Origin of the sequence: Lentzea sp. NPDC059081 (assembly GCF_042738015.1) — a bacterium.
In the GTDB taxonomy this organism is placed as follows: domain Bacteria; phylum Actinomycetota; class Actinomycetes; order Mycobacteriales; family Pseudonocardiaceae; genus Lentzea.
In genome coordinates this window covers 80,875-95,440 of record NZ_JBHYGW010000008.1, presented here as the reverse complement: position 1 = coordinate 95,440, position 14,566 = coordinate 80,875, and the positions used below count along the sequence as shown (strand labels likewise).

The 14,566-nt window shown below is 67.8% G+C and carries 11 protein-coding genes; 9 read left to right on the top strand and 2 right to left on the bottom strand.

Annotated elements, in window-relative coordinates:
• Nucleotides 1-117 precede the first annotated feature (117 nt).
• A complete protein-coding gene (locus ACFWV3_RS20215) occupies nt 118-897 on the bottom strand; it encodes a transposase (protein ID WP_382412922.1) in 780 nt (259 codons plus the stop codon).
• 56 nt (nt 898-953) lie between these two features.
• Here ACFWV3_RS20215 and ACFWV3_RS20210 point away from each other — a divergent pair, with 56 nt between their 5' ends.
• The 6 genes from ACFWV3_RS20210 (at nt 954) to ACFWV3_RS20185 (ending at nt 9,554) form a co-directional block, all read left to right on the top strand.
• On the top strand, nt 954-1,346 hold the full coding sequence (locus ACFWV3_RS20210) for a hypothetical protein (protein ID WP_382412921.1): 393 nt from the start codon (nt 954-956) through the stop codon (nt 1,344-1,346).
• Nucleotides 1,347-1,398: 52 nt separating this feature from the next.
• The gene (locus ACFWV3_RS20205; protein ID WP_382412920.1) at nt 1,399-2,268 is read left to right on the top strand and encodes a hypothetical protein; all 870 of its coding nucleotides are present in this window, start codon (nt 1,399-1,401) and stop codon (nt 2,266-2,268) included.
• A gap of 740 nt (nt 2,269-3,008) precedes the next feature.
• Nucleotides 3,009-4,580 carry a hypothetical protein gene (locus ACFWV3_RS20200; RefSeq protein ID WP_382412919.1) on the top strand — a complete coding sequence of 524 codons (1,572 nt, stop codon included), beginning with the start codon at nt 3,009-3,011 and terminating at the stop codon, nt 4,578-4,580.
• Nucleotides 4,577-6,514 carry a dynamin family protein gene (locus ACFWV3_RS20195; RefSeq protein ID WP_382412918.1) on the top strand — a complete coding sequence of 646 codons (1,938 nt, stop codon included), beginning with the start codon at nt 4,577-4,579 and terminating at the stop codon, nt 6,512-6,514. The genes ACFWV3_RS20200 and ACFWV3_RS20195 overlap by 4 nt, the downstream gene beginning before the upstream one ends.
• A 563-nt stretch (nt 6,515-7,077) precedes the next feature.
• Nucleotides 7,078-7,596, top strand: coding sequence for an SEFIR domain-containing protein (locus tag ACFWV3_RS20190; protein ID WP_382412917.1), 519 nt, complete (start codon nt 7,078-7,080; stop codon nt 7,594-7,596).
• 11 nt (nt 7,597-7,607) lie between these two features.
• A complete protein-coding gene (locus ACFWV3_RS20185; RefSeq protein WP_382412916.1) occupies nt 7,608-9,554 on the top strand; it encodes a tetratricopeptide repeat protein in 1,947 nt (648 codons plus the stop codon).
• An 881-nt stretch (nt 9,555-10,435) separates the two neighbouring features.
• On the opposite strand, the gene ACFWV3_RS20180 is transcribed toward ACFWV3_RS20185, so the two are convergent.
• Nucleotides 10,436-10,876: a hypothetical protein gene (locus ACFWV3_RS20180; protein WP_382412915.1), complete on the bottom strand. Its 441-nt coding sequence runs from the start codon at nt 10,874-10,876 to the stop codon at nt 10,436-10,438.
• A gap of 390 nt (nt 10,877-11,266) precedes the next feature.
• Here ACFWV3_RS20180 and ACFWV3_RS20175 point away from each other — a divergent pair, with 390 nt between their 5' ends.
• The 3 genes from ACFWV3_RS20175 to ACFWV3_RS20165 all read left to right on the top strand — a co-directional run bounded on the left by ACFWV3_RS20175 (nt 11,267) and on the right by ACFWV3_RS20165 (nt 14,538).
• On the top strand, nt 11,267-11,710 hold the full coding sequence (locus ACFWV3_RS20175; RefSeq protein WP_382412914.1) for a hypothetical protein: 444 nt from the start codon (nt 11,267-11,269) through the stop codon (nt 11,708-11,710).
• Nucleotides 11,700-14,156, top strand: a complete 2,457-nt coding sequence (locus ACFWV3_RS20170) for a M48 family metalloprotease (RefSeq protein ID WP_382412913.1) — start codon at nt 11,700-11,702, stop codon at nt 14,154-14,156. Before ACFWV3_RS20175 ends, ACFWV3_RS20170 begins: the two co-directional genes overlap by 11 nt.
• A 175-nt stretch (nt 14,157-14,331) precedes the next feature.
• A complete protein-coding gene (locus tag ACFWV3_RS20165) occupies nt 14,332-14,538 on the top strand; it encodes a hypothetical protein (protein WP_382412912.1) in 207 nt (68 codons plus the stop codon).
• Nucleotides 14,539-14,566 lie beyond the last annotated feature (28 nt).

Genomic DNA, 14,566 nt, shown 5'->3' with positions numbered 1-14,566 from the left:
GATGATCTGGCGCTCCGCCACCGTCGAAGCTTCGATGAACTAAAGGTTGTCCCGTAATGATCAAGAGTGTTGGCGGGGCAAGGGGTGACAGCGGTGCTACTTGCGGCCGGTGGTCGCTCAGCCGGTCATGGCCAGGTTGCGCATCTGGGCGACGCCTCTGGTGGCGTGCCAGACGCCGTCGCGTTTGCGGCGGCAGTTGCGCAGAATGTTCCAGGACTTCATGTGCGCAAGAGCGTGCTCGACCCGTGCGCGGATGCTCTTGTGGACGGTGTTGAGGTCTTCTTTCCATTGCGGCAGCGGCGGTTGTCCCTTGCGGGGTTTGCGGTAGGGCATGATCACCTCGGGGTTGCCCTGGTAGCCGCCGTCAGCCATCACGTGCGCGCCCCGGCACTGCTGGTCCACGCGCGAGTCGGTGTAGGCGCGGCAGTCGTTGCGGTTGCCGGGGGTGAGGTCGCCGATCGCGACGACCAGGCGGGTATTGGCGTCGATGACGACCTGCATGTTCACCGAGTAGCGGTAGTTCTTCGACGACGCGGAGATGGTCCGGTCGTGGGTCGGGACGAGGGTGCCGTCCACGATCAGCACGGTGTCCGGGCTGTGCCGGCAGGTCACCGGCGCGAGCGCCAGCAGCGGCGCCAGATGATCCACCACCCGGTTCGCAGCGGACTTCGAGATCCCGAACAGCAGGGCGACCTGCCGGAACGTCAGGTTCGTCCGGTAGTACACCGCCACCAGCAACACCCGATCCGCCAGCGACAGGCCCCACCGGCGTCCGGTACCGGTCTGCTCACCACCCCGGCGGGCCACGATCCGCACGAGCTTGCGGAACACCGGCACCGACAGGCCCGTGAACACCGGCACCCACTCCGGCCGGTCCGCACTGATCACCCGCTCCACACCAAGATCATCGATCGCGCCGAGATGGCGTTACGGGACAACCTTTAGGAGAACAATTGAGCAGGATTTTTCGCGTCAATCTTGTCGTGGCCGCTTTCGGCCTCGGCCTTCTCGTGGCACCACCGGTTTCATCGGCCGCGCCCGGCACTTCGGCGAGCAGCGCACTGGCCTGCGTTGCGAATCCCGACAGCGGCTGGGTCCTGTTCTACGAACACTCGGGCTGCCAGGGTCATTACCAGGGCTGGACCACCTGCGAGCCGCACAACTTCACGGGCGCCATGAAGAACGCCGCGAGCTCGTACTGGGACAACCAGACCGGCGGAGCGACCGCCGACGTGACCGACAGCAACGGACACTTCGTGTTCCGGACGATCATCACACAGAGACGTGTCTACGACGTGTCTTCGGAAGAGAACGACAGGAGTTTTAAGGCCTGGCTGAACTGCTAGGCCGGCTTCTCCACTGTGCTGCCGGGCTCTGCCGGGCTCGGCAGCGAGTGCGATGCGGGAGACCATCGATTTGGCCAGAATCAATCTTGCAGGTGCGATTGCAACAACGTTGGTGGTGCTTTCCGGATGCTCTGATGCCAGCGAGGAACCCCTCGGTCAGATCGTCGATCTCGACCGGGTCACCTATCCACTGGCGTCCTTCGACCTGAACGAGGCGGAACTGGAGACCGTGCTGCAGGCGCGCTACATGCTGACCCGGAGGTGCACGAGTGCACAAGGTGCCGTGCTGCCGCAACGACAGCACGGGCGCAACCGGCCGTCACGGCAGGACCAGTACGGAATGTACGACGAGAAGACCGCACGCGGCTGGGCCTACTCGCTCGACGGGCCACGTGCCACCGTCGCGGAGTGGGAGGAAGGGATCGACCGGCACTCCCCGCTGTTCGGCATCGCGATTGCCTGTCGCGATCTCGCGGATCGCACGCTCGGGTGGGCCAAGACCTCAGCGAGCGAGCGAGATCCGCTGCCAGCACTGGAGTCCAAGGCCTGGAACTCCTCGAAGGCGGACCCGAGTGTGCGCAGGGCGGCCGCAGACTGGCAGCGGTGCATGGCGAGGCGGGGACATCATCTCGACGACGACCCAGCACTGGCGCCGTACTCGTACTGGACCTCGCAGCGGATGGCCGCGCATCCAAACCTGACTCCGGAGCAGCGCAAGCGCGGTATCCCACCCACCGATGCCGAACGACGGGCGGCACTGGACGACATCAGGTGCAAGAACCAGTCCGGGTTCGTGAGGACATGGGTGGACGCCGACGTTTCCGCCCAACAGCGGCTCGTGGTGGATAACAGAACCCGGCTCGACGGCCACCGTCGCGCACTCGACGAAGTCGTTCGCAATGCCGCCTTCGTGGTGACGTAGCCGGCCAGCACCGTACCGATCTCTGCGGTGTCGAGAATCTTGCCGATCAAGCGGGGATATTTGGCATCGCGATCGCGGACGAGAAACCTGACCAGCGCGACGTGACCGGTGTCCTCGAGGTTCGGCGAGAACGTACTGGCACTGTACGGTCAGCTTGACAGTCCCGATGAAATCGATCGCGAAGATCACCCCCCGTCCGAGAGCGCAAGAAGTCGGTCCCGGGTAACCGTCGCGCGGCGGGAGCCGGATTGACGCCAGCAGCCTTGAGCAACTCGCACGCCCTGGAGGCGGCGTAACGCGAGGATCTCGACGTCCTTCTCCCGTTCGGTCATATGCAAGAGAGACAGTGCGGCGAAGGCTTGAGATACGGCGAGGTACGGGCAACTGACCAACACGGCCGCAATCATGCCCGATGATGATCGATACCATGCCGGCACACTGCGAACCTGAACGGACGCATTACTCAGCACCCGCGAAGTCAGAAGTCCACCCGAAATGGCATGGAAGTTCGTCTGGATGACGACTTCATCTCGTGGACTCATTCACCCGTCCACGTACTCATCAGATGATTTCCCGGCGGATGTCACGCGAGGCCGGGAATTCCACGGCATCGATCACAGAAAGGCCGATCACCGGACGGAGGTCGCGAAGCGCTGAGGTGGGAGAAGTAACGCTTCCGGAGACCGCTCGGACATCCCCCGGACAGCAACCAGTGAAGTCGTCGTGGACGAAGGTTTGCCATGGACAACGATTCGCCGACGGACGAACCGCTCGACGGTCCCGCCTTCGACGAGCTGCTCGAGCACGCGTCGAATCTCGCCTCTCGGCTGGGCGACTCCGAGTCCGGCGCCGATCTCGGCCGCATCGAGAAACGACGGGACGGTGGCCTTCTGCTGGTCGTCCTGCGCGGAGCCGGTCATCCCACCACGGTGAAGGTGACACGCTGGCTCGACGTGGCCAGAGGCGTTCTCGTCGACGGCGCCGGCGAGGTGGTGGACCTTCCCCTGGATGTCGGCGCACTGCAGGTGCCTCAGGTGCGGAACCGCCTCTGCGACGCCGACCTGGTGCTGCTGGTCACCGACGCCGTGGGAGCACTCGGCGCGGAGGAACGCGAGATCCTGACCTTCTTGCGCACCGTCGCCGGTGTGGGCCACGTGATGGTGGCCGTTACCGGGGTCGCCTTCATCCCGGAGGACGAACGCGAGGAGTTCGTCAGCCACCTGCACAGTCGCGCACGCGCGTTGAACCTGAACCAAATCATGATCTGCCCGGCCGAGAAACCGGCCGAGCCCGAACTGGCCGTCCTGCGCGATGAGCTCGCAGAACTGCTGCAACCGGGTCCACTCTTCACCGCGCGACTTGGCCGGGCCAGAACCCAGCTGGAGAACCTGCTCACGACCATGCGGGTTCGCGCGTTGGAGAAGGCGGTCGCGTCGGACGCCCGTGCCGGCCGGACTGCCGCGGAGATGACCAAGCGGCGGCACGAGAAGGCGGGACGAGGCCTGCGGGTCGACGAGCTTCGTGACGCGGTCGACAAGCTCCGGATGGAGACCGTCCAGCACATCGTCAACTGGGGAAAGCGCGAGCACAACCGGCTCGCACAACGCTTGCGGGAGCAGCTGCGCGGCGCCGACGACGCCGCGACCTGGTGGACCTCCAAGTTCCAGCGCCAGTTCGACGCTGAGTTCATGCTCGTCGCGGAAGCGTGGGCGAACGACATCGAGGTGCGTCTCGGCCGCGACGTCCGGACGTTCGAGGGCAGGTACGAGGAAGCGCTCGGCGAGCAGTTCGGCAGGACGCACAGCTCACCGCCCGCTCCCGTGCCGCCATCGGCCAAAGTGGATGGACGTCGTCCATCCAATACCTCCGGCGAGTGGCAGGCGCACCGCACACTCCTGCGCCTAGCGCCGAAAGCGGTCGCCGCGATCGCTTCGCTGCGCAAGAGTTCGGGAGCATCCGCCGGACATCGCGACCTGGTCCTGTCTCTCGTCGTGGAAGCGGCCACGAGCCTGGGCGAGTGGATGCTGGACCGCAGCGCCGACCGCACCCGCAGGCAGTACGCGGATCACGTCGACAGGCAGGTGGCCAGAGCGTTCACCGCTGCCACGGACCAGCTCCTGATCTCCGTCAAGGTCTTCTACCACGAACTGGGCGCCGGCCTCGAGCTGGTGAAACCGCACCACGCCGGAAAGGACGACGAGATGGGCAGACTGGACGCCGACTCCCAGGACGTGGAGAAGTGGCATCGCCTGGCAGGGGAAGCGGAAACACTCGCGAGCCGGATCCGGTCGGCCGGTGAGAACGCACGATGACCGACAGACCCTCCTACGAACGTCTGCACGACGCCAGGACCGCGCTGACGCGCGCGGCCGAACGTCTCCGCGAGATCTGCGCGGACGCGGGGATCGACAAGTTCGCAGCCGACGCGAACGCCCTGCACGGCCGACTGTCGAACGATGCACTGCGCATAGTCGTGGTGGGCAAGAAGAACCGCGGCAAGAGCGCGCTGATCAACGCGATGCTCGGCAACCGGGTCCTGCCCGTGCGCAGCAGGCCGTACACCGCCGTGGAGACGACCGTCCGCTGGGGGCCGAAGCCGCGTTGTGTCGTCTATCCCGTCTCGGGGCCGCCCGAGGAGGTTGACGTCGGTAGGCTCGCGGAGCTGACCACCATCCCCCTCGATCGGCAAGACCAGTGGAGCAGCCCCTATCGTACCGCCGAGATCTACTGGCCGCTCGAGCTGTGCAGGAACGGTGTCGAGATCACCGACTCGCCGGGGCTCGATGACGACGACGTCCGGGAGGCACTGGCACGCAACGCCCTGCAGTTGGCCGACGCAGTCGTGTACGTGACCGCACTCCAGGACACCTTCGGCCAAAGTGATGAGAAGTACGCGGCACAGGACCTGCGCGCGCTCGGCCATGAAAGGCCGTTCATCGTCTTCACCGGCGTCGACCGGATTCCGCCGGATGAACGTGACGAGAGCGTGGCGGTGGCGCTCCGCCGTGTGAGCGCTGCGCTCGGAACGGACGCCGAGACCTTCGTGATCGTGCCGCCCGACGTCCTCGCGATGCGCGAGCGGGGCGAGCCGGATCACGACACGGCCATGTTGAGGTTCGAGAAGGCACTCGAGGAGTTCGCGGTCGGCCACGGCGGTGAGGTGAAGGTGGTCAGGGAATCGCATCAGGCGGAGCAACTCGCCGAACGACTCGACAAGCGGCTGGCCGGCGAGCAACGGCTGCGCCTGGAGGACCAGGCGCAGCTGCGCGAACGGTGGGAGCAGCAACAGGTTCCGCTGCAGCTGCTCGAACAGCACCGCGACCACGTCGGCAGTGTCGTCCACACCGCGCTCGAGTCCCTGCGGAGGCTGGTGGAGCACCTGGCGGAACGCTGGTTGCTCGCCGCGGCCGACCGGTGCCCGGAAATCATCGCCAACGCGACCACCGAGTCCAAGATCCGTCTGCTGCCCACCAAGCTGAAGGAGAGCGCTGAGAACCTCGCGGAGGAGCTGCAGCAGGTGCTGACGGATCACCTCGACGCGGAGTTCGTGGCCTGGCAGCGGGGACCGCTGCAGGCGGAGATCGACGGCTGGGCGGCGGAGCTGGGCAAGCGGTTGGACGAGGACCTGCACCAGTTCGCAGAGCAAGCCGAGCAGATCCGGCTCGACCTGGTGACCACCGGTGATCGCGTCAAGGTCAGCGGAGAGGACGTCTCGACGGCGGAACGGCTGCTGGCGGCCGCGATCAGCACGGTGATCGTCGGTCCGGCGGGCGCGATCGACGGCGCCCGGTTCGGGTTGCGTGGTTCCCTGCGCGCGCTCGCCCCCCAGCTGGGCGTGATGATCGGCGTCATCGTCCTCGGCGGTGGCCCGATCGCGATTCTCGCGGCGCTCGTGGTGACGCAGCTGGTCCGGCAGTGGTCCATCAACAACAAGATCGAGGCGAAGATCCGCGAGGACCTGGCCGCGAGGACTGAGCAGGCCATGCGGGAGCGAGCTCCGAAGCAGGCAGTCCAGATCGCCGAGCGAGTGCTGGGCGAGGTCGGGCGGATCCGTCAGGTGACGAGCCTGCTGGACACCGAGATCGAGAATCTGCGCGGCACCGTGCAGGTCGTTCTGGCCGACCACGAGGCGAAGGAGAAGGACATCCGAGCCCGCGAGGACACGTTGTCGAGTGCTCGGCAGCGGCTGGTGGACGTGATCGACGAGATCAAGGCCGTCCGGCGGACGCTCGGGGACCAGGCCTGAGCGGCACTGCCGCAAAGCCCGGCGGAATCACAGGCCCTGGTCCGGGCAGCCTGTTCTGCACGTCAGGCTGCCTGGGCACTAGCTGACGAGATGCCGCCTCGCGGCGGGGTGATGAGGTGTGGTCGCGGTCGCTCGAGTCGCTTGGCCGGTGTGGACGGCCAGGGACGCCGACCCGTAGTCCGGCTGTCGCGCGCCCGAACACGATCTCGGCTCACCGGCGGGCAGCCGTAAGGTGATCACTCCATGGGCAAGTCGATGAGCCGGTACATCCACATCGGTGACCAAGATGTGTGTATCCCGTCGAACGGCGTCGGTCTGGGTGTTTCACCGCTGGGCGGAGGCGTTGGCGCCGATCACCGGCCTGCCCACGGGAATCCGCCAGGCCGGCGCCGACTAGCGGGTGATCGTCCTGCGGCCGGAACGCTGGTGGAGCTCCGGAACGTGCACGCACGCGCGATTCCCGATTCGTTGGCGCGGCTCGATTCCATCCCGCCCAGCCACTGAAACGATCAGCGCGGCGCAGACGATGTCGGGGTGCTGGCAAATGGTGAGTGGGGTGGCTGGTGACCAAGCGGGTGTTCATCTCTTACGCGCACGAGTCGGATGAGCACCGACGGCTGGTGCAGGATCTGTGGACGTTTCTCCGCGCCAACGGCGTCGACGCACGATTGGACCTGGGCGCGGCGCACCAGCGGCAGGACTGGGCGCTGTGGATGGCCGACCAGATCCGGGAAGCCGACGTGGTGTTGTGCGTCGCCTCGGCCGCGTACCGGAAGCGTGCGGAAGGCAGGGAGGGTCCTGACGCCGGCCGCGGAGTGCAGTGGGAAGCCCGGCTGATCCGGGACGCCTTCTACGCACACCAGCACGACCTCCAGAAGTTCGTGCCCGTCGTGCTGCTGGACGAGCCCACCACGAGCGTGCGCGATTTCCTCGCGCCATCGTCGACCACGGTCTACCGCGTCCCGGCGTTCACCGTCGCGGGAGCGGAAGACCTGCTCAGGTTCTTGCTGGACCGCCCTCGCGTCGTCGAGCCGCCGCTCGGCGGCGCACCCCTGCTGGGCGCCCCCGAGCCGGGCCGGTGACCGTGCCCCGCGTGTTCATCTCGTACGCGCAGGAGTCCCCTCGGCATCGCGACGAGGTGCGGCAACTGTGGGAACTGCTGCGGTGCAACAACATCGACGCCAAGCTCGACCTCGCCGCCGCACACCAGCGCCAGGACTGGCCCCTGTGGATGGCCGACCAGATCCGGGAAGCTGACGTGGTGCTGTGCGTCGCCTCGGCCGCGTACCGGAAGCGCGCGGAAGGCAGGGAGGGTCCTGACGCCGGCCGCGGAGTGCAGTGGGAAGCCCGGCTGATCCGGGACGCCTTCTACGCACACCAGGACGGTCTGGCCACGTTCGTCCCAGTCGTATTGCCGAGCGAGACGCGTGCCGGCATCCCCGACTTCCTCTCCCCCAACAGCGCGACTGTGTACCACGTGCGCGACTTCTCCGTGGACGGCGCGGAGGAACTGCTCCGGCTGCTCCTGAACCGGCCGGCGGTCGTGGAGCCACCGCTGTTGCGAGGCGCGTTCGACCTGCTGTCCGGCACCGCGGCTGCCGCGATCGCAGACGAACCGATGCCCGGCGATCGCACCGAGCACGTGCGCGTGATCACTGATCGCTTGCGGCACTTCAGCAGGCTGCTCGCGGGCAGGACTCGCACCCTCGGGCCAGAGCACCCGGAAACCTTGTCGGCAAGACACCACCTGGCGCACTGGACCTACCAATCCGGTGACTACGAGACGGCGCTCGACCACTTCGCCGAGATCGTCCCCGCACGGACACGCGTGCTGGGGGCGGACCACCCCCTGACCCTGTGCTCCCGGCTCGGTCTCGTCATTTGCGCGACGTCAGCCGACCCCATGGTGCCGGTGACCCACCACCTGGAGGACCTGCTGGAGGACGACATCCGCGTTCTCGGTCTCAGCGACCGGCAGACTCTCCGCACGTGGTCCTACTTCGTCGAGTGGCTGGCGAAGGCGAACGAGCCCGGCCACGTCCTCTACCAGTTCGACGATCTGGTCGCCGAGCACCTGCGGGCGCTCGGGCCGGACGACCTGGACACGCTCTACGCCAGGGTGATCGCGGCCTGGTGGCTGCGCGTCGTGGACCCCGAAGCCGGCTTGGCCGCCCTGTCCGATGTCGTGGCCGAAGCCGGCCGACACTACGGCGCCGAACACCAGAGCACCCTGCTCATCGAGAACATTCTCGCCAAAGCCACCCAGCTCACGGGCGACTTCGACGAGGCGGCGCGGAGGTACACCTTCCTGCGCCCCCGCTTGGAACAACTGCTGGGCGACACCCACCGGCTCGTGCTCGATCTCCGATGCGACATCGCCGAGATCACAGGTCTCCTGGGCGATGCCGCCGGCGCCGTTCGCCTCTTCGGCGATCTGCACGCGGACCAGGTGAACGTGCTGGGCGGCGGGCACCGCACCACAGTGAGGAGCGTGGAGCGGATTGCGCACTGGTCGAAGTACTTCGACGATCCGGAGACCGTGCTGCGCAAGTACCAGGCGTTGCTTCTCCTGTGCCGGCAGGCGCTCGGCCCAGGTGACGAGGACACGTTGACCGCATGGGCCCAGGTGGCCATGTGGACGAGGCGTACTGGTGATCACGTCACCGCACTCCGGGAGTACGCGGGTGCGATCGCAGGTCTGGAGAGCACGGCCGGTCCCGAGCACAGGCTCACCCTGGCCGCCCGCCTCGACAGCGCGGAGTGCCGTTACGCCTCGGGCGATGTCAGAACCGCCCGAAACGAGGCGGCTGCGTTGACCGGCGAGCTCAGCCGCCTGTTCGGATGGTGCGACGAGCTGACCATGAGCGCCCGATACGACCACGCCGACTGGACGGGTGTCGGCGGTGACGCCGTATCCGCACGCGACTGGCTGGCCGACCTGTTCCACGACAGGCTCAGGGTGCTCGGTTCCGACGCGGACGACGTGGAACTGACCCGACAGGCCCTCGAACACTGGGCCTGGGTGGCGAACGGCCGGTAGCCGAGCGCCTGGGTCCCTTCCCTGCCTCAGCCGACGGCCACGACGAGCTCGCGTTCAGCACGCGCCGTCATCGGTTCGTGCGGTCCGGCAATTCGGCCGCTGACCGACCTCATGCCGCTGTGTGTGAGTGCACCACAGCCCTAACCCCTGGGGCCTTGAAACTGGAAATCACCCGTGAGCCATCGCAAGAACACTCGTGACCGATCGACGTAGGTGCGAACGGAGTTCTCGGCCAGCCCGGCGCTTCGGGCCGCCTGTTCGAACCGCTCGAGTTCTGCGTTCAGGTCGTCAATCGTCCACGTCTCCTTCATACGACGATGCTGACCGGCTCCCCAGTCCCGGCGCAACGGCTTGAACACCCTCGCCAGCCACGGGACCGGACAACGCATCGGTTGGCCTGCCCTCGAGGCCCGATGCGAGGCAGGCCGTGTTCTTCGCGTCACCGCATCTCGCACCTGGCAGCGCTTCGCGGACGTCGTTCCATCCCGTCGGGACGACGTACGCGGACAGCCCAAGACGCTGCACGACGCGTTCCAGTCCGCTGAACGCCACGACACAGAGCAGCTGCAGCGACCGCTTGACTCGAGTGGAACCTGCCCCGGCGAGACCCAGGCTCGGTGAAGATCGAACATCCGTTCATGTTGCTGGTCGGGTGCTGAGCGGCGCGCGCTCATGCCGATGAGCGGACGTCATGCCATGAGCGCCTGCCTCACGCACAGGCCTACGACGACCGCCAGCGCATCGCCTGGGCTGCGCCTGATTCCTCAAGTCTCGGGAGGTCGCCGGCCTCCTCAAGCACCGCTTGCCAGCAGGCTGCGAGACGCTGCGCCGGCGATTGCCGTGGTCGTCACGCAGTTGCGGGATGACCAGTAGGCGCCTTCTCACCACTGCCAGCAGTAGAGGCCTGAGCCACCGGTGGAACCGGCCAGTCGGGCGACATCCTCGACCACTGATAACTGTTCTGCAGCACTCAGTTCGTTTTCATTCTGCTCCACGAGCCGCTCTCCCCAGTACGACGCCAGGTCACGCAGATCATCCTGCCCAGCTCCCGCGAGCGCGGTGACCAGATCAGCTGAAACAACGAACACGCCGACGCCATCGTTGAGGATTTCCGCCACATACCGTGGCCACTTGCCCCTGGCACGTCGTTCCGCGTCGCGAAGAACGTGGCCGTCGAAGAACGCCATCCAGTCCACGACGGCGTCGTCCGGATCAAAACCTGCGCAGTTCACACCGGTGAGCGCACGGCCTGGATGTGCTGAGCGCGTTTTCGCGGCGGCCTCATCGTCCGGGGCGAAGAAGAAAGTGATGTCCCGTGCCACCCCAGCATGGTGGCACAAGGCATCACGTCGCCGCCAACAACCCGCAGCCGCCGCACACCGGAGCCCGCGCTACCTCACCAGCCGCCCGAAGTACGACGAGACCACCGCCTGTGCGCACCACCATGCCGCAGCGTGGCCTGCACTAACCAGACGCCGTAACGTCCGCTCATGCCGCTGATCGCGCGTTCAGGCCTGAGCCGAGTGGGAACCAACTCGACCGTCGTGAGGCCGTTGCGCCGCTCTTGGTCGGCTGTGTGCGTGGGAGGTGCGTTCACCGGCACCGAGCGACCGGATAGGACAGGTGGTGAAGCATCCACCGCGTTCGCTATTTCTCTGTGACGCCCATATGGCCTAGTGACGCTACGCCGTTGCGCCCGGACCATCGGTAGTGTGGATCACGACGATTTCGTCCTCCCGGCCGCCCGTGCCATCGTCATCGCGGTCTCGCCGGACGAGCTTGCGGTGTTCGAGCACATGGGCGAGGCGTACCTGAAGAACCCGGGCCGGTTTCCGTCCCGGCGCGACCGCCCGGGGCAGGTCCTCGGCTCCGGTATCGACATCGTGATCGGCATGGTGTCGCCGGTCGCGCTCGCACTGGCCACCGCCGCCTACAACCGGCTCGTCGACAGCACGGCCGACGCGGCTGTGGACGCGGGCGGCAAACTCTGGAAGCGGCTGCGCCGCCCGTCCCCGCCGGTGGCGGAGTACACCGACGAGCGGTTGGCGGACCTGCACCGGTCGACCCGCGAGGAAGCCATCCGCCTCGAACTGTCCGAGGAGCAGGCGACCGCGGTCGCCGACGCCCTGATCGAGCACCTGAGACGTGGCGACTGACCCCACGCGCCCGCCGTCGGGCACCACGCTGCGGTTCGCCGCCTTCATCGCGCTCGCCGTCGCCGTCACCCTCCAGACTTTCGGCTTCTACGGGTCCGTGTGGCCTGCGGGCCAGACGCTCGACGACGCGACCTGCCAGGTTCGGTCCGGTATCTACTTCGTCGCCTCGGACGCCGTCACCCCGGACGAGAACAGGTGGAGCACCTACCGCGAGTGCATGTCCGGGCTGCTGCTGCCGCGGCTCGGCTGGGTGGTCGGCGGCCTGTTGCTGCTCTTCCTGGTGGCCGCGACGATCTATCTGGCCTGGCCGGCGTGGCGGATCCGCCGGTCGGGACTCGTGCCCGTCGACGACCAGCTCCGCAAGGCGCTCGAGGCGCTGGTGGCCGAGACCGGGCTGCGCGCGGTCCCGGAGTTCGTGCTCGACCCCCGCAGCGTCCGGGCGGGCGGGGTCGCGTTCGGGAACCACCGCCGCAAGGTCGTGTGCGTGGACGCGGGCCTCGCGCTCCTGCGCGTGCGCGATCCTGCCGCGTTCCGTGCGATCGTCCTGCACGAACTCGCGCACGTCCGCTCGGACGTGACCACGACCTATGCGACCCTGGCCACGTGGCGGGCGTTCCTCGCGGTCATCCTGGCGCCATACCTGCTCACCCTGGCCGACCCGATGCTGCTCAGCAGCACGCCGTGGGTCATCCGCTGGGACTACGGGAATCTCCAGTGGGCCATTACCGTCCGGCTGCTCGTGACAGCCGTGCTGGCCTACCTCGCACGATTGGCAGTGCTGCGCTCGCGTGAGAACCACGCCGATGCTCAAGTCGTGCGTTGGACGGGCGTCACGGACCCCTATGGCGACCTCGTGCCCTCCCGCCGGGTCCGCCGATGGCTCGCGATCCACCCCGCCAAGGCCGCCCGCCGCGCAGCGATGGCCGACCCGGACTCGTTGGCTCGGCCGGGTTTCTGGGAGGTCGCGGCCGCCGCGCTCGCCCTGCACCTGGCCTGGCGCCACACAGTCGGCGCGCTGAGCGACCTGACCTGGTACCACGCGGACAACGGGTCGTACACGATGCTGCGCGTCGTCTGGGCGGCGCTGTTCGGGACGCTGGTGCTGACGATCGCCTTGCGCGGCGCCACACGACCGAGACGCGGTGTGTTCGCCGTGCCTGGCCTGGCCATCGGTGTCGGTGTCGTGCTCGGCGACCTCCTCGACCCCCGTTACCAGGGCATGCTGAACCCGCTGACGACGGTGGGATGGCTGCGGCTCACCGCAGCGGCGGTGCTGGTGTGTTGTTGGGCGGGGTACTGCGCGCAGCGGGTGCGGACTGGGTGGCACCGCGCGTTGCTCGCCGCTGCGGTCGCCCTCCTGTGCTATAGCACGATGGCCTGGCATCCGGTCGACATGTCTGTCAGTGGGCTCTGGCAGGAGTTCCTGCGCCCGGCGATCGGCGTCCTGCACGGCTACTCATCGTCCGCTTTGGACAGGGTGGTGCTGGACGGGATGGTGGTCCCATTCTTGCTCAACCCCGGCTATCCAGTGACCACGATCGCGCTGCTCCTGGTCTGGCTCGTCCCCGTCGTCCTCACCCGTGCGCTGCCGAGCCCGGCGGTATGGATCGGTGCCGCAAGCGGACTCGTCGCGCTGGTCGTCCTGGTGGTGATGGGCACCGCCGACTCTCCGGAGGCCGCGCTCGTGCGCACCGCCTGGGGACTCGTGGTCACACTCGCCGTGCAGCTCGTCGCGGCGGCCGTGGCGGCACGCCGGACCAACTGGGTCGGCGCCTTGCTCGCGGCCTGGCTGGTCGGCCTGTTCGCCATGGTCGGCATCTGGTTCGCACACCACCACGGCGCCGCGGTGGACAGCGTGCCGGCGGCGCGGCCGGTGCAGCTGGTGCCGGGCCTGGCGCTGGTCGCCGCGCTGCTCGCCGCCGCCGTCGTCAAACCCGGTCACCGCACGTGGGAGGCCGGCCCGCGGGCGGGCGCCCTGCTCGCGGTGATCGCGACGGTGTCGGTCGCATTTGTCTGGTGGGGGCCGTCGGCGGCCGCCTCGGCCCCACTGATCGCGCCACCCTCCGCCAGGTCCGGTGAGGACCGCGACCGGATGGTCACGACCTGGGTGTACGGCGGCGGGTGGACCACCGTGCGGTCGGTCGTCGTCGCGGCGGGCACGATGTTCAAGACCGCCCAGGAGCAACACCGGGACGTCACCGCCGAGGACTGCGGTCGGCTGCTCACGGTCGTCCGCGCGGCCGGCGGGTTCCCACCGCTGCCGGACGAGGGGCTGCGCGCGACGTGGACGAACGTCCTCGCCGACGAGGAGAACGCCGCCCTCGAGTGCATGAGCCCCACCGGCGACGGGAGCAGGGCGGCCGAGTACTTCCAGCGCGCAGCCGACGGGGTGCAGTCCCTGATGGCGAGCCTGGATGAGGCGCGGCAGCGGACCGTCGGCAGTTGACCTGGGACCGACGGCGCTAGCGGTCGGGCGATCACCGGATGAGGGCCCGCACGCAACCTGAGCGGACCCCTCTCGAACGAGGGAACGCGACCCGCGAGTGCGCCTCGCTGGCGGTGGCCGCGCTGATGTCCGGAGATCCCTTCCCACGCCGCACACTCGACCGGACTTGGCCGGCGTGACGGGAACGGCCTCGGCGCAGCCGCGGAGCGGGGAGAGCGGCGCGCTCGCCGGTCAGTTCAGCTGGGAAGCCCAGATCGCCTGCTGCCTGGACTCCCGGGAGTGGACCTCCAACGCCGGCGGCGGCACGTACCGCTTCTTCATCGAGCCCTCCTACCTCGGCGGCGCCTACGTCCGCGCATACGGCACGGTCTACTACCCGTGATCGACCAACGGTGACTGCTGCAGGATCG

What these genes read in the sequence shown, in the direction of transcription:
- ACFWV3_RS20195 (WP_382412918.1), top strand. Translation starts at nt 4,577, where the DNA reads ATGACCGACAGACCCTCCTACGAACGTCTGCACGACGCCAGGACCGCG.
- ACFWV3_RS20205 (WP_382412920.1), top strand. Translation starts at nt 1,399, where the DNA reads ATGCGGGAGACCATCGATTTGGCCAGAATCAATCTTGCAGGTGCGATT.
- ACFWV3_RS20200 (WP_382412919.1), top strand. Translation starts at nt 3,009, where the DNA reads ATGGACAACGATTCGCCGACGGACGAACCGCTCGACGGTCCCGCCTTC.